This is a genomic window from Flavobacterium sp. WC2421 (assembly GCF_040822115.1).
Lineage (GTDB): Bacteria > Bacteroidota > Bacteroidia > Flavobacteriales > Flavobacteriaceae > Flavobacterium.
Genome location: NZ_CP162004.1, coordinates 3017900 through 3036607, shown reverse-complemented (window position 1 = coordinate 3036607; position 18708 = coordinate 3017900). Strand labels below are relative to the sequence as shown.

20 protein-coding genes are annotated in these 18708 nt (G+C 32.2%); 4 read left to right on the top strand and 16 right to left on the bottom strand.

All coding sequences use genetic code 11. The features are described 5' to 3' along the window. Positions 1 to 77 precede the first annotated feature (77 nt). The 7 genes from AB3G33_RS12950 to AB3G33_RS12920 all read right to left on the bottom strand — a co-directional run bounded on the left by AB3G33_RS12950 (position 78) and on the right by AB3G33_RS12920 (position 7062). Entirely contained in the window at positions 78 to 818 is a 741-nt protein-coding gene (locus AB3G33_RS12950; protein ID WP_367770191.1) for an acyl-[acyl-carrier-protein] thioesterase, read from the bottom strand. Positions 819 to 840: 22 nt separating this feature from the next. Then, the gene (gene miaA, locus AB3G33_RS12945) at positions 841 to 1767 is read right to left on the bottom strand and encodes a tRNA (adenosine(37)-N6)-dimethylallyltransferase MiaA (protein ID WP_367770188.1); all 927 of its coding nucleotides are present in this window, start codon (positions 1765 to 1767) and stop codon (positions 841 to 843) included. A 184-nt stretch (positions 1768 to 1951) separates the two neighbouring features. Next, positions 1952 to 2779: an ion transporter gene (locus tag AB3G33_RS12940; RefSeq protein ID WP_367770186.1), complete on the bottom strand. Its 828-nt coding sequence runs from the start codon at positions 2777 to 2779 to the stop codon at positions 1952 to 1954. Between the two features lie 28 nt (positions 2780 to 2807). Continuing rightward, on the bottom strand, positions 2808 to 4169 hold the full coding sequence (locus AB3G33_RS12935) for an exonuclease domain-containing protein (protein WP_367770183.1): 1362 nt from the start codon (positions 4167 to 4169) through the stop codon (positions 2808 to 2810). 71 nt (positions 4170 to 4240) lie between these two features. Then, positions 4241 to 4900 (bottom strand): YggS family pyridoxal phosphate-dependent enzyme, encoded by a 660-nt coding sequence (locus tag AB3G33_RS12930; RefSeq protein ID WP_367753335.1) that lies wholly within the window; start codon positions 4898 to 4900, stop codon positions 4241 to 4243. Between the two features lie 250 nt (positions 4901 to 5150). Then, positions 5151 to 6038 carry a 3-hydroxyacyl-CoA dehydrogenase family protein gene (locus AB3G33_RS12925; protein ID WP_367770180.1) on the bottom strand — a complete coding sequence of 296 codons (888 nt, stop codon included), beginning with the start codon at positions 6036 to 6038 and terminating at the stop codon, positions 5151 to 5153. Positions 6039 to 6096: 58 nt separating this feature from the next. Further along, complete coding sequence (locus AB3G33_RS12920; protein ID WP_367753331.1) at positions 6097 to 7062, bottom strand: Gfo/Idh/MocA family protein; 966 nt, start codon at positions 7060 to 7062, stop codon at positions 6097 to 6099. 145 nt (positions 7063 to 7207) lie between these two features. On the opposite strand from AB3G33_RS12920, the gene AB3G33_RS12915 reads away from it, so the two are divergent. Continuing rightward, positions 7208 to 7849, top strand: a complete 642-nt coding sequence (locus tag AB3G33_RS12915) for a protein-L-isoaspartate(D-aspartate) O-methyltransferase (protein WP_367753329.1) — start codon at positions 7208 to 7210, stop codon at positions 7847 to 7849. Positions 7850 to 7983: 134 nt separating this feature from the next. Here AB3G33_RS12915 and AB3G33_RS12910 read toward each other — a convergent pair whose 3' ends face one another. After that, the gene (locus AB3G33_RS12910; RefSeq protein WP_367770177.1) at positions 7984 to 9036 is read right to left on the bottom strand and encodes a Fic family protein; all 1053 of its coding nucleotides are present in this window, start codon (positions 9034 to 9036) and stop codon (positions 7984 to 7986) included. A 102-nt stretch (positions 9037 to 9138) separates the two neighbouring features. Then, positions 9139 to 9591, bottom strand: coding sequence for an SsrA-binding protein SmpB (gene smpB / locus AB3G33_RS12905; RefSeq protein ID WP_367770174.1), 453 nt, complete (start codon positions 9589 to 9591; stop codon positions 9139 to 9141). A gap of 70 nt (positions 9592 to 9661) precedes the next feature. Between smpB and AB3G33_RS12900 the strand changes: the two genes are divergently transcribed. After that, entirely contained in the window at positions 9662 to 9898 is a 237-nt protein-coding gene (locus tag AB3G33_RS12900; protein ID WP_367770171.1) for a VF530 family DNA-binding protein, read from the top strand. Here the strand turns inward: AB3G33_RS12900 and AB3G33_RS12895 are convergent. From AB3G33_RS12895 to AB3G33_RS12885, 3 genes are all read right to left on the bottom strand, one after another. Continuing rightward, positions 9890 to 10441: a DUF3575 domain-containing protein gene (locus AB3G33_RS12895; RefSeq protein WP_367770168.1), complete on the bottom strand. Its 552-nt coding sequence runs from the start codon at positions 10439 to 10441 to the stop codon at positions 9890 to 9892. The genes AB3G33_RS12900 and AB3G33_RS12895 overlap by 9 nt on opposite strands. 106 nt (positions 10442 to 10547) lie before the next feature. Further along, the gene (locus AB3G33_RS12890) at positions 10548 to 11099 is read right to left on the bottom strand and encodes a GNAT family N-acetyltransferase (protein WP_367753319.1); all 552 of its coding nucleotides are present in this window, start codon (positions 11097 to 11099) and stop codon (positions 10548 to 10550) included. 19 nt (positions 11100 to 11118) lie between these two features. Then, a complete protein-coding gene (locus tag AB3G33_RS12885) occupies positions 11119 to 11967 on the bottom strand; it encodes an aldose 1-epimerase family protein (RefSeq protein ID WP_367770166.1) in 849 nt (282 codons plus the stop codon). Positions 11968 to 12146: 179 nt separating this feature from the next. On the opposite strand from AB3G33_RS12885, the gene AB3G33_RS12880 reads away from it, so the two are divergent. Next, positions 12147 to 14414 carry a M1 family metallopeptidase gene (locus AB3G33_RS12880; protein WP_367770164.1) on the top strand — a complete coding sequence of 756 codons (2268 nt, stop codon included), beginning with the start codon at positions 12147 to 12149 and terminating at the stop codon, positions 14412 to 14414. A 78-nt stretch (positions 14415 to 14492) separates the two neighbouring features. Here the strand turns inward: AB3G33_RS12880 and AB3G33_RS12875 are convergent, their stop codons facing one another. Then, positions 14493 to 15536 carry an agmatine/peptidylarginine deiminase gene (locus AB3G33_RS12875; RefSeq protein WP_367770162.1) on the bottom strand — a complete coding sequence of 348 codons (1044 nt, stop codon included), beginning with the start codon at positions 15534 to 15536 and terminating at the stop codon, positions 14493 to 14495. Between the two features lie 2 nt (positions 15537 to 15538). Then, positions 15539 to 16426, bottom strand: coding sequence for a carbon-nitrogen hydrolase (locus AB3G33_RS12870; protein ID WP_367770160.1), 888 nt, complete (start codon positions 16424 to 16426; stop codon positions 15539 to 15541). Positions 16427 to 16609: 183 nt separating this feature from the next. On the opposite strand from AB3G33_RS12870, the gene AB3G33_RS12865 reads away from it, so the two are divergent. Further along, on the top strand, positions 16610 to 16891 hold the full coding sequence (locus AB3G33_RS12865) for a hypothetical protein (protein WP_367753311.1): 282 nt from the start codon (positions 16610 to 16612) through the stop codon (positions 16889 to 16891). Positions 16892 to 16983: 92 nt separating this feature from the next. Here AB3G33_RS12865 and AB3G33_RS12860 read toward each other — a convergent pair whose 3' ends face one another. Further along, the gene (locus tag AB3G33_RS12860; RefSeq protein ID WP_367770157.1) at positions 16984 to 17373 is read right to left on the bottom strand and encodes a DUF2809 domain-containing protein; all 390 of its coding nucleotides are present in this window, start codon (positions 17371 to 17373) and stop codon (positions 16984 to 16986) included. A gap of 178 nt (positions 17374 to 17551) precedes the next feature. Next, a complete protein-coding gene (locus tag AB3G33_RS12855; protein ID WP_367770154.1) occupies positions 17552 to 18640 on the bottom strand; it encodes a PAS domain S-box protein in 1089 nt (362 codons plus the stop codon). Positions 18641 to 18708: the final 68 nt, after the last annotated feature.

The window sequence follows — 18708 nt, the reverse complement described above, 5'->3', positions numbered from 1 at the left end:
GTCGCTTTTTTTAGGTAGGAAATTCATTTTTTTATTTCAAAATGCTTTTTGTTTCAGTCAGGGTTAGGGAATGGTATCTATTTCAAGTTAAGTTGTAATGCAAAACAGTTTTTTTCCTCTTTAGTAATGCTAAATACAACTGATTCTTCGGATACATTTTCATGAATAACCACTTGGTCCTTTAAAGAGAGTTCTTTCATGAAATTCATTTCAAAACTTTTGATTTCTTGATTTAAGATTGTTTTTTCATCTACTAAATCAAGGCACCATTCTAAGTACTTCACATTATTGACGTGATTTACAATATCCAAATCAGATAAAAAGACTGTTTTTTCAAATAACTCTTCTTTTTCGGGGCTAATGCTTATTTTAGAAAAAGGTGCTACAGTTGCTTTCTTTTCTGGATACAATTCAAAGTGTTCGTAAGGTAAAGCTAGTCCTTCTGGACGACGTTTTTCGGTATTAAAAACGGCCCAAAAAGTTTCAGTACCAATGATTTTTTTACCATTGAGATGCATTTCTAATGCACGAACTGAGCGAGAATTCTCTAATGTGTTGATCCAAGTTTTTACAGTCACAAGATCTCCCCATTTTGGCAATGCAGTGATTTCAACGCGCATTCTACTCAAAACCCAGGCTTGATTAAATTCCTGCATATCTGAAAAACTAATCCCACCCATATCCGAATGTGCAGCAGCAGTTAGTTGTAAAAGATTACACAAATCAGTGTATTTTAAGTAGCCGTTAGGCATGCATTGTGTAAAATTGATTTCCCAATCCTTGCTTAGTATTGAAGTGAAATTTGGACTTATTGGCATATAAATAATTATGAATTATGAATTATGAATTATGAATTTTCGATTCTATATAATTAAAGATAGTTTGGTATGGAGTTTCGTAATTAAACCATTTTGTATTCTCGTCTCTTTTAAACCAAGTGAGTTGGCGTTTAGAGAAGCGTCTAGTGTTTTTCTTGATTTCTTCGGTGGCAAATTCTAGTGTAAACTCCCCGTCAAAATAACTGAATAATTCTCTATATCCTACAGTTTGTAATGCATTGAGCTCTTTGTTAGGATATACTGTTTTAGCTTCTTTTAATAGCCCTTCTTTCATCATGATGTCCACTCGTTGATTGATGCGATTGTACATGATGCTTCTATCAGCTTCAAGTCCTATAAGAATAGGATTGAAGTTGCGACTATTTTGTTTCTGATTTAAAAAAGAAGAATACGGTTTTCCGGAACCAATACATACTTCTACAAAACGCATCATGCGTTGTGGGTTTTGTAGGGTTTGTGGATTTTCGGTTGTTAGGGTTTTAAAATAAGTAGGATCTAATTTTTGGAGTTGTTCTTGCAAATACCCAATCCCTAATTTTTCATAAGTTGCATTTACTGATTCTCGAATTGAGGAATCTATTTCTGGAAATTCATCAAATCCTTTTAGAACTGCATTGACATACAAACCAGAACCTCCCACAAGAACTACATAATCATTAGTTAAGAATAATTCATCAATTTTAGCAATAGCTTCTTTCTCGAAATCACCAACAGTATAAGACTCAAATATTGATTTATTTTGAATAAAATGATGTTTTGCGGCAGCCAATTCAGTTTTGCTTGGAACAGCAGTTCCAATAGTCATTTCTTTAAAAAACTGTCGGCTGTCACAGGAAATAATTTCACAGTTAAAATGATTAGCTAGGTGAATACTCAACGCTGTTTTGCCAATAGCCGTAGGTCCGATGATGGTAAGTAGGTATTTCATATTTATTTTTAGCCCAGATAGAAATGAAAACCCCGGACGATTGCAAGTTAGTATTTCTTGACGTAAAAGAGCGCCTTTTGAAGCTCCTTTTACTGCTTAGAAATACAATTGCAAACGGAGGAGTTGCAATGAATAGCTGGAAGAAGCTTCCTATTATTATTATTATTATTATTATTATTATTATTTAAAGTGGTTGTCCACAGCGGTGACAAAAATTAGCTTTATCTGGATAATCATTTTTACCACAAGTTTTACAGGGAATTTTTGTATTAACTGCTGGTTTTTGGACATTTTTGGCAATTTCTGCGGTAACAATTCCTGTGGGTACTGCTATTATGCCATATCCCAAAATCATTACAAAGGAGGCAATAAATTGTCCTAATGGGGTTACAGGGGAAATGTCTCCATAACCTACGGTAGTTAGTGTTACAATAGTCCAGTAAATTCCTGCTGGAATACTAGTAAAACCACTTTGTTTGCCTTCGACTACGTACATGATGGAGCCTATAATGATAGTAATTATGAGTACAAAATAAATAAAAACAACAATTTTACCGCGACTGGCATTGATGGCTTGCCTCAATTGTGTAGATTGACTGGTAAATTGTGGATGATTTAGTATTTTGAATAATCGAAGTAATCGCAACGAACGAACGACACTAAAAATGCTAGTCCCAATGAAGAAAATCGATAAATACATGGGCAAAATGGCGAGTAAATCGATGATGCCATAAAAACTAAAAATATATTTCCAAGATTTATCTATTGTTAAGATGCGCAAAAGATACTCCATCGTGAAAAATACCGTGATTAGCCATTCTAGAAAAACAAGTTCTGTATGGTATTGCAAATCAAATGCAGCAACCGTTTCCATCATTACTAAAAGGACACTTAGTAATATAAGTCCTAACAGAATTAAATCAAATAAACGCCCTGCTTTTGTGCTTGTACCATAAATAATGATATGCGTTTTTTGTTTAAAAAGATCATATTTAGATTTGACTTTACGCATTTACAGGAAATAAAATTTGGTTTTTTTGCTAGAATTTGATAATCTTAAAACCTTTGTTTTTTCGAATATACCCTTGGATGGCATTGCGGGTATCTCGATTGCTATCCATAGGGGTTATAATGTTTTTTAAGATCTCAACATTTGTTATTTGATAGTTTAAATCATAAAAAGCGTACCCTTTTAAAATGCCATTCTCAACTAAAACAGCTGAGCGCTCACTGATTTTTCTTCCTTTATCAATAATAATCATGTTGGTGTTTTCAAATCCATTTTTGTCTATGAAAGCTTGAACCCGGAGATTGTATTCTGAGGGTGTAATTTTTCCAATACAAGCGCCATCACATTCGTTAATGGTATGTTGAAAACAATGATTTTTGGTTTGATACAATCCAGTGAATTTCTGACATAAATTGAATTCGGTTGAAATTCTATATAAAGCATTTTTTCCTTCAAGCGCATTGGGGTAAGCTATGATTTCTTTTTTTCTCCCATCTGCTTTTTGAAGTTTTAAATTTAAATATCCATTGGCATCTTTCTCCGAATATATAGCCCATGAAAAATTGCTTTTTCTTGCCATTCTATTGTAAACTGGTTTGTTTATTTTAATTTCTTCGATTTCCTTCAAAAAAGAGATTAATTCTGATCCCGTTTCTTCAAAGGTTACCGTGAAAACTTCTTTTTGTATTTTTTTTGCACTAGTAGTAATACCCGTAAAATGCTGATTGACCCTTTTTTTAATGTTTCTGCTTTTACCAATAAAAATTATTTTACCAGCTTCATTATGAATATAGTAAGTACCTACTCTTGAAGGTAAACTTTCTATAATATCTTGTAGTTTTGGCGCGATCCCTTTTTGGATTTCAGTCTTGATTAGATCTCTGACAATTGCTTTTTCAATGTCTTTATCCAAGAGCATTTTGAATAATTTGACAGTTGCCATAGCGTCTCCACTTGCTCTGTGTCTATCAGCCATAGGAATTCCCAAGGCACGGACTAACTTTCCTAAACTGTGTGAAGGTTGCTCTGGTAGTAGTTTTTTTGATAACTCAACTGTGCAAAGTGTACGTTGATTGAAGTCATATCCTAAACGTCGAAATTCAGTGCGTAAAATACGATAATCAAAGTCGGCATTGTGTGCTACAAGAACACAGTCATTGGTCATTTCAATTATACGTTTGGCTACTTCAAAAAATTTAGGAGCACCTGTCAACATCGCATTATTAATTCCTGTCAATTTCACAACAAAGGGTTGAATTGGAATTTCAGGATTGACTAAACTAATAAATTGATCCACAATTTCATGACCATCATATTTGTAGATAGCAATTTCTGTAATCCCTTCTTCATTGAATTGTCCTCCGGTAGTTTCTATGTCTAATATTGCGTACAAATTTGTTTGTTTAAAGTTTGAGGTTTAAAATTGAAAAACAGCTAGAATAAATAGTAACTAGTTCGTAACTATTATCTTCCTCCAAATATACTACTTCCAATGCGAACCATCGTGCTACCGCATTCAATAGCCAACTTATAATCTCCCGACATTCCCATGGATAATATTGAAATGTGTGGTAATGTATCTTTTTGAGATTGTAATCCCTTGAAAATAGAATTTAAATGTATGAATTCTTTTTTAATTTGGTTTTGATTATCCGTAAAAGTAGCCATTCCCATTAATCCAACTATTCGAATATTTTTCATTTCTAGAAAATCATTTGAGGATAGGAGCGTAGCTAACTCTTCTTCGTCTAGGCCAAATTTAGTTTCTTCTTCTGCAATATGCATTTGCAATAAGCAATCAATAACGCGATTGTTTTTTAAGGCCTGTTTGTTTATTTCTTGTAATAATTTCAAACTATCTACTCCGTGAATTAAGCTCACAAATGATGCCATATATTTGACTTTATTCGTTTGCACGTGACCAATCATGTGCCATTGAATGTCTTTGGGCATTTGTTCCCATTTTTCAGCCATTTCTTGGATTTTATTTTCGCCAAAAATGCGTTGACCTGCATTATAAGCTTCCATTAAATCTGGAATGGGTTTTGTTTTTGAAACAGCAACAAGAGTTACGTTTTGAGGTAAAGTAGATTGTATAGATTGTAAATTGGCTGCTATATCCATTTTTATTTTTTTGTTGTTCAAACTTTTTCTAAGGTGAATTAAATCATTCCTTGTAATGTCTGATCTGTATTACGAATTTTTAGTGCTACTGATTTAGTATCTTAAAACTAAACCATGAAATTCATTATAAAAGTATGTTTTACTTTTTTAGAATCAATAGCTTCTGGAAATTTGAATAAAGAGCTTTAGTGGGATTATAGGTTTTCATTCGCAGAATTCAATGAAAAAACTGCGAATGAAAACAAAAATATTATATAAATTGTTTAGAAACTTTTTCTGCTTTTTTACTTTCACGATAGTCGTAAAAACCTTCTCCAGATTTCACTCCTAGTTTTCCTGCACGAACCATATTAACTAATAAAGGACAAGGAGCATATTTTGGGTTTTTATAACCGTCATACATCACATTTAATATGGCAAGACATACGTCTAGACCAATAAAATCGGCCAATTGTAATGGTCCCATTGGGTGTCCCATACCTAATTTCATTACAGTGTCAATTTCATAAACACCCGCTACTTTATTATATAAAGTTTCGATGGCCTCATTAATCATAGGCATCAAAATTCTATTAGCAACAAAACCGGGGTAATCATTAACTTCAACTGGCGTTTTTCCTAATTTCTCAGAAAGTGCCATAATAATTTTAGTCACCTCATCACTTGTGTTATAGCCACGAATGATTTCAACCAATTTCATAATAGGCACTGGATTCATAAAATGCATACCAATAACTCTTTCAGGATGCGTAACTACAGCACCAATTTGAGTTATTGAAATCGACGAAGTATTTGTTGCTAAAATAGTATTGTGTGAACAAGCTTCGTTTAATTGCTTGAAAATATCTAATTTCAATGCTACATTTTCAGTAGCAGCTTCAATAACTAAGTCAACTCCTACAACACCGTCTTTAATGTCTGTATAAGTAATAATATTGGTGATTGTTTTTGCTTTATCTTCTTGAGTGATGGTTCCTTTTGCAATCATTCTGTCCAGATTTCCAGCTATAGTTGCCATTCCTTTATCTAATGATTTTTCAGAAACATCAATTAATTTTACTGTAAAACCACTTTGAGCAAAAGTGTGGGCTATTCCGTTACCCATTGTTCCTGCTCCAATTACTGCTATTATTTTCATTTATTTTTGTTTAAATTTTAAAGTTTTCTCGTTTAACTTTTAAATCAGAAAGTCTGTTTTATTTTTTAAAACAATCAATTATTTGATAAGCGACTCTCAATGCTTCTGTTGCTTGTTCTAAAGTTACAATAGGAGTAGTATTGTTATTAATTGCATCGGCAAAAGTTTCTAATTCTTCAAGAATAGCATTGTTTTGCTCTACCTCAGGATTAGAGAAATAAATTTGTTTTTTAACGCCTTCGGCATTTTGCAAAATCATGTCAAAATCTCCAGGGATTTCTGGCGCATCTTTCATTTTTACCACCTCACATTTTTTCTCTAGAAAGTCAACAGAAATGTAAGCGTCTTTTTGAAAGAAACGTGTTTTACGCATGTTTTTCATTGAAATTCTGCTAGCAGTTAAATTAGCTACGCAACCATTTTCAAATTCGATTCGGGCATTAGCAATATCAGGCGTGTCACTAATTACAGAAACTCCACTAGCACTCACGTTTTTTACTTTGGATTTCACTACGCTTAAAATCACATCAATATCATGAATCATTAAATCTAAAACTACAGGTACATCTGTACCGCGAGGATTAAACTCAGCTAAACGGTGTGTTTCAATAAACATAGGATTTTCAATCATGTTCTTGGTAGCAATGAATGCAGGATTAAAACGCTCTACGTGTCCCACTTGCCCTTTTACATTGAATTCATTTGCAAGAGCTATGATTTCTTCTGCTTCTTCGAGTGTGTTTGAAATTGGTTTTTCTATAAAAACGTGTTTACCAGATTTGATGGCTACTTTAGCACATTTGTAATGGGAAAGTGTTGGCGTAACTATATCGATAACATCTACAGCATGAATAAGAGTAGCAATTGTACTAAAATGTTTGTACCCAAATTCTTTTGAAATTTTCTCAGCATTCTCTTGATTCGGATCATAAAAACCAACTAATTCATATTTTTCAGATTGTTGTAATAATCGCAAATGTATTTTTCCTAGATGGCCAGCACCCAATACTCCAATTTTCAGCATAATGATTGTAATTTCTACAAAAATAGGAATAAAATGATTAATCCATTAGAGATGAGGCACAATTATTTGCCTATTTAAAAATTAAAAATTGGCAATTGAAATTAGAATTTCTTTTCTATTTTTACCAAAATAAAATTAATAAAGTTTGAAAGATACAGGTAAACATCAAGGACTTCGAAACCAATTAGTAAGTGTTTTACAAGAAAAAGGAATAACAGATAAAAATGTTTTGGATGCTATTAAAAAGATCCCGAGACATCTTTTTTTGAATTCTAGCTTTGAAGATTATGCGTACCAAGACAAGGCATTTCCTATAGGTGCAGGGCAAACTATTTCGCAACCTTATACCGTTGCATTTCAATCGCAATTGTTAGAAATTCAAAAAGATCATAAAGTTTTAGAAATTGGTACTGGTTCAGGGTATCAAACTGCTGTTTTATATTTGATGGGCGCTAAAGTATATAGTGTAGAGCGCCAAAATGAATTATTTAAGCAAACATCAACCTTGTTGCCTAAGTTAGGTATTCGTCCCAAGCATCTTTCTTTTGGCGATGGGTATAAAGGATTACCAAGTTATGCTCCATTTGACAGTATTATTGTTACAGCTGGAGCACCATTTATTCCAAAACCATTAATGGCGCAATTAAAAATAGGAGGGAGATTGGTTATTCCTTTGGGAGATGATGTGCAAATTATGACTTTGCTTATTCGTAAAAATGAAACTCAGTTTGAGAAACATGAATTGGGAGAGTTTCGATTTGTTCCTTTATTAGAAGATAAAAATTAAAACACTCCCGTTTTCTTTTTGAAATTATACTGCGAGGTTGCACGCAGATTTTTTTATTCTTTTACAGTTCTCTGTTTTCTCTTTGTGAATCTTTGCGAAACGATACTAAATATCGGCATTGCTATCAAAAAAGTTTATTGCGCTATGATACCAATATAACGCTCCAAACTTTCCTTTTCTATTTGCGCAATAAACAATAAGAAATCTTCTTTGTTGTTTTGGGTTTGTGCCGTTTCTAGGGATTGATAATAATGCATACGGTTTTCATAATCTCCTTTAATATTGGCAATAACGTAACCATGTTGCAATAAAATTAAGTTCATGACCAAGCGTGAAGTTCTGCCATTTCCATCAATAAAAGGATGGATGGTAACTAAGCGTTCGTGCATTTCGGCAGCTAAGACGATGGGATGTAGGCTGTTTTTGTGAGTCTCATACCAAATATAGAAATCTTCCATGTTTTTGGCTACCATATAAGGTTGTGGAGGCATATAAGTACTTCCTTTAATCATTACTTGAACTTTTCTATAACGACCAGCGTCTTCGGATTGAATTCCCCTCAGAATCAAATTATGAATTGATAAAACCTCACGCTCGTTAAGAGTGTTGTTTTTCTCCATTAACTGTTTAATGTAAGCAATAGCCTCTTGATGATTAATGGCTTCAAGGTGCTCGCGCATACTTTTTCCAGAAATGGTTAATCCTTCGTTGATGACTAAATCAGTCTCGCGAAGCGTAAGAGTATTCCCTTCTATGCGATTACTTTCAAAAGTATATTCCAATTCTAGAGCTTGTGCAATTCTAAAACTATCAAATTGACGAAATTTATCTAGTTTAATCTTTAAAGCATCAATTTCATCTAAAAGTTTTCCTAACGCTTTTGAGATTTTTTGATTTGGTACTGTTGTTCTAATATATTTTAATTCGTCTTCGGCTTCTTTTAATGCTTTAAGAGCAAAAGTTTCTTCACCAATTTCATAGAGGATTTTTTCTTTTAACCAAGTAATCATCAAAGTTTCATAATCAATTTCAAGAATAGAAGCCAATTTTATAATTTGATCTTTAGTTGGTTTGCGTGCGCCACTTTCAAACTTACTTACTAAAGCTTGATCAATACCCATTAATTGCGCTAATTCTCTTGTTTTTAGCGCTTTTTTCTCTCTTCCGTTTTTTAGTAAGGTTTTCATAAAATGAAAATGTTTTTTATTGTCTTGACAAATTTAGTCATTTTTTTAAATAAAAATACTATTTTAAATCGATTCTTTTTGGATAAAATTGGGGATAGGTTTCTAGAAAGCCTTCTTAATTCGATCTAAATCACGTTTAGTATCTTGTTCTTTCAAAGACTCACGCTTGTCATAGGTTTTCTTACCACGACAAAGACCAATTTCGAGTTTGGCCATTCCTTTTTCGTTGGTAAATAATTTTAAAGGGACTATCGTAAGTCCTTTCGCTTGTACTGATCTTGATAAGCTTTTAAGTTCACGCTTATTTAATAAAAGTTTGCGTTCACTTCTTGCTTTATGATTGAATTGGTTTCCAAAAGTATATTCCTCGATATAAGTATTTATTGCAAAAAGCTCTGTACCACTAAATTCACAAAAACTTTCGGTGATATTCGCTTTTCCAAGACGTATTGATTTAATTTCAGTACCAGCCAAGACAATTCCAGCAGTGAATTTTTCGATTATTTCGTAATCAAATCGAGCTCTTTTATTAAGTATGTTGATAGTTTTTAGCATAGGATGACAAATGTAGCAACAAATGTATGAATCAGCAATTTTTTTTATAAAATTGGCATAAATTTGCAATATGGAAAAGCAACAATCAAAAGACCCGCTTCACGGAATTACTCTAAAAACTATTTTAGAAAAACTGGTTAATCATTATGGATTTGATACTTTGGGAGAATTAATTAAAATTAAATGTTTTAATGAGAACCCCAGTATAAAATCGAGTCTTACTTTTTTACGAAAAACCGATTGGGCTCGAAAACAAGTGGAAGAATTGTATGTTAAAAATGAGTCTAAATTTTCAAAATTAATTTAATTTATAAGAAATCATCACGCCACCTCTATAAGGAAGCCATTCTCCGCTCTTATTGTAATGTTGGGCAGTTTCGTATCGTTCGCCAGTTGCGGCAAAATATCCTTTATAGAACCCTTGATGCCAACCACCTCCCACAAAGAAATCTAACATAAATTTATCATTAATTTTAGTTTCATATCCTACAGTTGCTCCCATAAAATACCCAAAACCTTTTTCATATTGTCCAAGTCCCATATGTACTCCTTTTGATAATTTATAGACAGTGCCACCTACATTCGCTCCTGCATAAAATCCATTATATTTTTCTTTAAAATGATACCGATATTCAGGTGTTAAAGTAAAAATTTGATATGGTAAACCATTTATAGACTTCCAGAATGAAGCTAATGCGTCAATTTGCAGTGTTGATTTTTTACCGATGCTTGTTTCTACACCCACATTTGGGACAGCAATTAGTGCGGTCAATGCATTAGCTTTAATATACGTTTGACTTTGAGATTGAATTGAAAAAAATAGAATTATAAAAAAAAAGATTCTTTTCATAAGATGAAATGTATTGTGTATTATTATTAATGGCATTGAGTTTAAGTACAAAAATAAAATATTGTAACCAATTTACTATATTTATTACAATTAAAAATTGATTTACTTATGATTTATTTAAAAGTGAATAGATGACAGTATCTAAAAAACGACCTTCATAAAATTGATTTTCTATAAAATGAGCTTCTTTCTTAAAACCACTTTTTAGGAGGACTTTTTCAGAGGCAGCATTATTTGGATCAATTACAGCTTCAATAGTGTGTAGTTTCATTTCGTTAAAACCATATTCTAAAATTTTTTTTAATGCTTCTGGAATAAAACCTTTTCCATGATGATCAGGATGTAAAATATAACCCACTTCAGCTCGATAATTTTGAGGTTGGATTCTATAGTGACCAATAATTCCAATAAGCTTGGAGCTATTCTTTAAAGTAATTGCCCAGTTAATCCCTTCATTTTTATCAATGGTTGCATCTATAGTAGCTATATGTTCTAAAGCATCTTCATTTGTTTTTGCTAGAGGTCTCGGGATGTATTTCATTATTTCTTTATCAGAACGTAAGTAAAAAATTTCTTTGACATCACTTTTTACTACTCGTCTTAAAATTAAACGTTCTGTTTCAAGATTTGGAAATGGATTGAAATTTATAGTTAACATATTGTTTTATAGTATTTATTTAAAGAATTTCGATGCTGAATTGGGAATTAAATATTGCTTTAGGCTCTAGAATTTGGATTCCCTCTTTTTCCATTATATTACCAGTACTTTCAGTAGAATCAGAATACCCAAACCAAGGCTCAATACAAAGAAAAGGGGCATTGTTTTTTGTCCAAATTCCTAAATGTGGAAAATCTTTATAGTGCATTCGTATCAAAGGTTTTTGATGTTCAAAAATGGTCAAATAATTTGATTTTAAAGTTTTGAAAATTAAGGCATCATTTTCGAATAGTGGATAGTTTAATGTCACTTTATTTTCAATTGTCGAAAGTGTTTTTGTATTATTCGAAATCAAATCATTTTCCAATAAGTTATACACTAATGGTTCTTCAATTTCAAATTCCATACTATAGTTTTCAAATGCTCCTGGCAAGGCTAAAGCAGGGTGCGCACCTATTGAAAATGGCATTAGTACATTTCCTTTATTGATTACTTTGTATTGGATATGTAAATTATTATCTTCTAAAGTATAAATTATTTGAAGTTCGAAATTAAATGGATATACTTTTAATGTTTCTTCATTAGATTGTATAGAAAAAATAGCGCTACTCTCTTTTTTATCTATTAATTTAAATTCAGTATCTCTTGCAAAACCATGACGTGATAGTTGGTATGAAATAGTATTATAAGTGTACGTATTATTTTTTAATGTTCCAACAATTGGAAATAGAACAGGGGAGTGCTTACCCCAGAATGCTGGATTTCCTTCCCAGATATATTCTTTCCCATTCGATACTAGTGAAAATAATTCAGCTCCAATAGTATTAATTTTAGCAGTTAAATTTGAATTAAGAAGTGTTACAGTCAAAATTTTCTTTTTTACGTGATTTAATAATTACTGTAAATATATTTTATAATTTTATTTTAAACTAGGATTTGAGCTAATTGTAATTTTAATAAAATTTTCATAATTTTTGATTAAAGCGTTGAATTTAATTTACTCATAAGTTTTTTTTTCATTAATTTGCTTTATAAACAGTCAAAAACATGAAAAATATTCGGTTCAAAGCCATCTTCCAATTGGCTTTATTATTTGGAATTTCGTCCTTATCGGCACAACAAGTTCCAGCAACTACATCAGCTGCTCCAATTTCAAATTACAATTATCATGATGCTTTTGCACCATTTTTTTATTCGAAAAATGGAACAACGACCCGTTCTGCTAGTGGTCAGCCAGGAGCTGAGTATTGGCAAAATAGAGCAGATTATGTTTTGACTGCTAAATTGAATGAAAACAAAAACGAGATTGTAGGTACAGATATTATTACTTATACAAATAATAGTCCAGACAAAATGTCTTTTGTGTGGATGAATGTGGATCAAAATTTATTTAAAGCTGATTCACGTGGTAATTCAGTTGTACCACTTACTGGAAGTCGTAACGGAGCTCAAGGTGAGGTTTTTGACGGAGGTCATAAAATTAAATTAGTAACGATTGTAAATGCTGTAAAAGGAAAAGTTACAGAAGTAGAAGCTAAGTTTTTAATTACGGATACAAGAATGCAAGTTTTTCTTCCGCAGGAATTAAAAGCAAAAGGTGGGTCAGTAAAAATTAAAATAGATTTCTCTTATATCTCTCCTAAAGAAGGATCGGATAGAACAGGCGTTTTGGAAACTAAAAATGGTAAGATTTTTACAATTGCACAATGGTATCCACGTATGTGCGTGTATGATGATGTAAGAGGATGGAATACGAATCCTTATTTAGGCGCATCAGAGTTTTACTTGGAATATGGAGATTTTGATGTAAATATTACAGCTCCAGCAAATCACATTGTAGTTTGTTCTGGGGAATTAGTAAATCCAACGGCAGTTTATTCAGCTACAGAGCAATCGAGATTAGCACAAGCAAAGCAAAGCGATAAAACCGTTTTTATTCGTACTGCTGATGAAGTTGCTACAACATCAAGTGCTACCGGAACTGCAACGAAAACATGGCATTATAAATTAAAAAATGCTAGAGATATGTCTTGGGCATCATCGGCAGCATTTATTTTAGATGGAGCCAAAATTAATTTACCAAGCGGTAAAAAATCTTTAGCATTATCTGCTTATCCTGTTGAAAGCGCAGGAAATGATGCGTATGGTCGTTCAACTGAATTTGTAAAAGGATCTATAGAAAACTATTCTAAAAGATGGTTCGAGTATTCATATCCTGTAGCAACTAACGTTGCTGGAAATGAAGGAGGAATGGAATATCCAGGAATTGTTTTTTGTGGATGGGAATCAAAAGGAGAAGATTTATGGGGCGTTACTGATCATGAATTTGGTCACAACTGGTTTCCAATGATTGTAGGATCAAATGAGCGTTTATTTGGATGGATGGATGAAGGGTTTAACACTTTTATCAATTCATTGAGCTCTGTTGATTTCAATAATGGAGAGTATAAAACGGAAGATTCTGATATGCATAAATTAGCCAATAGATATACGGATTCTAATTTAGAAGTAATTATGAGTTCTCCTGATAATATGAAAGAGGCTAATATTGGTCTTTTATGTTATTCAAAACCTAGCTCTGGTTTAGTTATTTTAAGAGAGCAGGTATTAGGGGAAGCTCGATTTGATTTAGCGTTCCGTACTTATGTAGAACGTTGGGCTTTTAAACACCCTACACCAGATGATTTCTTTAGAACAATGGAGAATGTTGCTGGTGAGGATTTAAGTTGGTTTTGGAGAGGTTGGTTTGTGAATAACTGGAAATTTGATCAAGGAATTAATTCTATTAAATACGTAAAAAATGACCCAAAACAAGGGGTTGTTATTACAGTGGAGAATTTTGAAAAAATGCCAATGCCAATCGTTTTGGATATAAAAACTAAAAGTGGTAAAGTGGATAGAGTAAAATTGCCTGTAGAAGTTTGGCAGAAAAATACCACTTGGTCATTTAAACATAATTCTACTGAAGAAATCGAAAGCATCACTTTGGATCCAGATCATGTTTTTCCTGATAATAATGAAGGAAATAATATGTGGAAATCAGGTTCAGGAGTTGTTGAAAAAGATGTTATTTTAGATGGTTATTTAGGAACATACTCTAATACAAAAGCACCAATTAAAATTACTTTTACAGAAAAGAATTCGGTTCTTAGTGCGTTAATTACTAATTATCCTCAGTTCTCTGTAGAGCCTATTGGTAAAGATTTATTTGAATCTAAAAGAGCAGGTCTTAAATTCCAGTTTAATGAAGATAAAACAGGATTCGATATGATTATCAGTGAAACTCAAAAAATTCCTTTTACAAAGGATAAATAGAAGCTTACGAATTTTATCATACTAAAACACCAGCAAACTTGCTGGTGTTTTTTATTATAAGAATAATCAAATGATATTTTAAGTTGGAATTTGTTGACTTAAACAATGTAAAGTTCCAAACCCCCATATAAAGTCTATGGCACTAATCCCAATAATTTCTCTATCAGGGAAACATTCCGCTAGAATATTTAAGGCTTTACGATCGTTAGGATCATTAAATGTTGGAACTAAAACGCATTTGTTCAAAATTAAGAAATTAGCGTAACTAGCAGGTAATCTTAAATCTTCAAAATCAATGCGTTTAGGCATTGGTAAAGCAACAATAACAGGTGATTTTCCATTTTCAAGCTTAGCATTTTGCAAACGTTTCAAGTTATCTTGTAATGGTCGGTAGTTATTATCTTTTTGATCTGTTTCTACAATGGTCACGATTGTATCTTCGTTAATAAAACGACATAAATCATCAATATGACCATGAGTGTCATCGCCTTCAATACCATCTCCAAGCCAAATCACGTTAGTAATTCCAAGGTATTCCTTGAAAACAGCTTCGTAATCGACTTTAGTAAAACCAGGGTTCCGAACTTGAATATCAGGGTGCATCAAGCATTCCTCTGAAGTCAATAATGTTCCTTTTCCATTACTGTCAATTGCACCTCCTTCAACGATAACTGGTTTTCCTTTGTACATCACTTGCGTAAGTGGCATATCTAGAAAATTTGCTACCCTTTCAGGAACGTGTTTATCTAATTGGTAGTTTTTATATTTTGCCCAACCGTTAAAGTTGAAATTCAATGCTTCTCTTTGATAGCCATTATAAACAACAATAGGTCCAGAATCACGCATCCAGCTTCTATTCGTTTTTTGAATAATAAAAGAAACCTGATTAAGATTTACTCTTGCCATTTCTAGCATTTCGGTCACTTTGTCTTTTAGCTTTTCATCTATGACTACTAAGAAAACCGTTTCATAAGTAGCTACTTTTTTAATGAATTCAACAAAAGCCCATTGAACGGCTTCGTATTTTCCTGGCCAATCTTTTCCGTTATGAGGAAAACAAAGTAATATGCCTTGTTGATTTTCCCATTCTGCAGGAAATCTTCTATTATTTGTAGTATTCATATTTAGTCGATTGCTCTTTTAGTAATATCTCCAAAAGCGTCAATGCGTCTGTCTCTAAAAAATGGCCAGTTCTGACGTACATTTTCTTGTAAGTCAAGATCTACTTCGGCAATTAAGATTTCTTCTTTATCATGTGAGGCTTGCGCCAAAATTTCTCCTTGTGGTCCGGCAATAAATGAAGATCCCCAAAATTGAATTCCTGCTGTATCTGGCAAGTATTGTTCTAGTCCGATTCTATTTGCAGCAGCTACATAAACGCCATTTGCAACAGCATGTCCTTTCATCACGCTCATCCAAGCACCGTGTTGGTTGACACCATATTCGTCTTTTTCGGCTGGATGCCATCCAATAGCGGTAGGATAAAATAAAACCTCAGCACCTTGAAGCGCCGTTAAACGAGCGGCTTCTGGATACCATTGATCCCAACAAATTAGTGTTCCAATTTTTCCTTTTTTAGTAGGAATTGTTTTGAAACCTAAATCACCTGGCGTAAAGTAGAATTTTTCATAAAAATGAGGATCATCTGGAATATGCATTTTGCGATACAATCCTGCTTCTGATCCGTCTGTGTCAATGATGTAAGCGCTATTGTGGTATATGCCAGCCATTCTTTTTTCGAAGAAAGGAACAATGATTACAACACCTAACTCTTTTGCCAAAGCACTAAAAGCAATAAATGAAGTACTATACAATGGTTCTGCTAAAGCAAAATTATCAACATCTTCACTTTGACAGAAATAATGACTGCTGTATAATTCTGGTAACGAAATTACTTCCGCACCTTGACTTGCCGCATCACGAACCCAGCTTAAACATTTTTTCAAGTTGTTTTCGGCAACATCGTTAAGGTTCAATTGGATTACGGCTATTTTGTATTTTTTATTTGGCATCAGATAAATTTTAGAGTACAAAAATAGGAATTTATGTGACTATTAAAAAGACGTTTGTTAAAATAGTAATAACAATGTATGGAGAAAGGAAATGTATTTTATATTTGTATTACTAATTAAAACCCTATTAAAATAGCATTGCCAATAAATTAAAACTACTGATTAATAAAAACCCCAATAATTATGACTAGTGATTTTGAAACCATCGAAAAAGAAAGCATCCATTCTTTAAAATTCCCTCATATTGAAGTATTAGAAGACGATGTTGCAATCAAGCAACGAAAAAATGATTTGGAACGTGCGCTTTCTTTAGGGAATTTAGAACATTCAAAAATCCAAATTTACTTCGAAGACAGCAACTCTAAAAAAATGGTAGAAACAACAGTTTGGGCACTAACTGATGAAAGTGTCGTTTTAAAGCAAGGTGTTGAAATTCCCATTAATAGAATTTTTAGGATATTATAATAAGCATAAATAAAATAAAGTACGATTATTATGAATCAACACTTTGATTAATCTTAACCGTGGAATCGCATTTTTGGTTTGCTTGAGGAGTATTATCTAATTGTTTCGATATCCTTTCTTAGTACATATTTCTCTACGACAATAACGATAATTAAACCTATCAAATAGGTTAATAAATCAATCCAAGAGAAGGAAGTTCCTATTACTGTTCGTGCTATTTTAGAATTTTCTAAATGTAAGGTCTTGACAATATTTAGATATTGAAGAAACTCTATTGAAAAAGAGAAAATCAATACAAATAGCACGGCTGGTAAAACGCCTAATTTTAAAAATGATTTAATAAAACAATAGATTAAAATTACTACCAAAACATCCCCAAGATAAGGTCTTACAAAATTGTCATGTACAAAAACAGCAATTATAACTTCGATTACAAAAAGTAGAATAGTAACTCCAAAGTAGTTTTTATTGAAGGTTAACATGATTTATTTTTTAATGTATTATGTTTTTTAAAATCTAGATTTTGTTTGTTTCTTACGTTCAAACGGTAACGCTAGATGGTATTTTTATAAAAATAATTTGTGCTTTTAAAACGAAGCCCACACCAAATAATTCATGGTAGCGATGATTTAATCGTGTGTTTTTGACGTTATTCTGTTTTTAGTCCTTGAATGTTATTGTGAATTTTGCTCCTTCGTTTATTTGACTTTCTACTTCAATCCGACCACCTAAATTAGTGATGTGATTGTATATTAAGTAAAGTCCGATACCATTACTATCAATATGATTGTGGAATTTTTGATGCAATCCAAATATTTTATCACGGACTAAATCCATGTCAAAACCCAATCCATTATCGGAATAAATTAACTGACTTTTTCCATTTTCTTTTGTAGAAGTAATAGAAATAGAAGGGAAAGTATCTGGTTTTGAATATTTTATTGAATTTGTGATTAAGTTTAAGAATATGCTTTTGAGGTATTCTTTATTGAAATTAATAGTAGGAACTGCTTCAAAATCAATAGCTATTTTAATTTTCGACTCTTTTATTAAAGAGTCTATAGAAAGTAATACTTCTTTTAAATTTTCTTTTAAACTTAATTCTTCAATTGAAGCATTTAACTCATCTTTTTGAATTAATTCATCTACGGATTTTTTTAAAGTTTGGCTTAAACGTTCTGTTGTTGTTTTTAAGATCGTTATAAATTCAAGGGTCTCTTCATCATTAATTTTAGAAATATCAATAAGATCAAATACCGATAGTAAATTATTTACGGGAGATTTCAAGTCATGCGAGGTGGTATAGGATAAATGTTTAAGGTCTTTATTAATTTTTGTCAAATTTGCAAGGAGTATATTTCGCTCTTCTTCAATTCTTTTTTTATGAGTAATGTTTTTAGCTATGGCATATACTAATTTTTCATCTTCAACTGGCATCGAAGTCCAAGATAACCATACCAGCTCCCCAGTTTTGGTTAAGTATCTATTTTCGAAATTTAACAGCGCTTTATTTTTATACACTTGTTCTCTCGTTTCGATTGTCATTTTAAGATCTGGTGCATAAACAAATGTATGTATGGGTCTAGCATACAATTCCTCATCGGTGTACCCTAATAATTCTGAGACAGCGGGATTTATTCTTTTAAAATACCCATCAAATCCGGCAATACAAATTAGATCAGCTGAGATATTAAAAAAATTATCAAAATGATATTCTATAACTGAAGTAGGACTTTTATTTATTGTCATTGCGTTTGAAAATTTAGACTAACTGGGATTTTAGACCAATATTTATTAAATGAATTGGTTTTATAGAG

Excerpts from the sequence above, each read along its gene's own strand:
- AB3G33_RS12950 (WP_367770191.1), bottom strand. The coding sequence starts at position 818 with ATGCCAATAAGTCCAAATTTCACTTCAATACTAAGCAAGGATTGGGAA.
- miaA (WP_367770188.1), bottom strand. The coding sequence starts at position 1,767 with ATGAAATACCTACTTACCATCATCGGACCTACGGCTATTGGCAAAACA.
- AB3G33_RS12940 (WP_367770186.1), bottom strand. The coding sequence starts at position 2,779 with ATGCGTAAAGTCAAATCTAAATATGATCTTTTTAAACAAAAAACGCAT.
- AB3G33_RS12930 (WP_367753335.1), bottom strand. The coding sequence starts at position 4,900 with ATGGATATAGCAGCCAATTTACAATCTATACAATCTACTTTACCTCAA.
- AB3G33_RS12925 (WP_367770180.1), bottom strand. The coding sequence starts at position 6,038 with ATGAAAATAATAGCAGTAATTGGAGCAGGAACAATGGGTAACGGAATA.
- AB3G33_RS12920 (WP_367753331.1), bottom strand. The coding sequence starts at position 7,062 with ATGCTGAAAATTGGAGTATTGGGTGCTGGCCATCTAGGAAAAATACAT.
- AB3G33_RS12910 (WP_367770177.1), bottom strand. The coding sequence starts at position 9,036 with ATGAAAACCTTACTAAAAAACGGAAGAGAGAAAAAAGCGCTAAAAACA.
- smpB (WP_367770174.1), bottom strand. The coding sequence starts at position 9,591 with ATGCTAAAAACTATCAACATACTTAATAAAAGAGCTCGATTTGATTAC.
- AB3G33_RS12900 (WP_367770171.1), top strand. The coding sequence starts at position 9,662 with ATGGAAAAGCAACAATCAAAAGACCCGCTTCACGGAATTACTCTAAAA.
- AB3G33_RS12895 (WP_367770168.1), bottom strand. The coding sequence starts at position 10,441 with ATGAAAAGAATCTTTTTTTTTATAATTCTATTTTTTTCAATTCAATCT.
- AB3G33_RS12890 (WP_367753319.1), bottom strand. The coding sequence starts at position 11,099 with ATGTTAACTATAAATTTCAATCCATTTCCAAATCTTGAAACAGAACGT.
- AB3G33_RS12880 (WP_367770164.1), top strand. The coding sequence starts at position 12,147 with ATGAAAAATATTCGGTTCAAAGCCATCTTCCAATTGGCTTTATTATTT.
- AB3G33_RS12875 (WP_367770162.1), bottom strand. The coding sequence starts at position 15,536 with ATGAATACTACAAATAATAGAAGATTTCCTGCAGAATGGGAAAATCAA.
- AB3G33_RS12870 (WP_367770160.1), bottom strand. The coding sequence starts at position 16,426 with ATGCCAAATAAAAAATACAAAATAGCCGTAATCCAATTGAACCTTAAC.
- AB3G33_RS12865 (WP_367753311.1), top strand. The coding sequence starts at position 16,610 with ATGACTAGTGATTTTGAAACCATCGAAAAAGAAAGCATCCATTCTTTA.
- AB3G33_RS12860 (WP_367770157.1), bottom strand. The coding sequence starts at position 17,373 with ATGTTAACCTTCAATAAAAACTACTTTGGAGTTACTATTCTACTTTTT.
- AB3G33_RS12855 (WP_367770154.1), bottom strand. The coding sequence starts at position 18,640 with ATGACAATAAATAAAAGTCCTACTTCAGTTATAGAATATCATTTTGAT.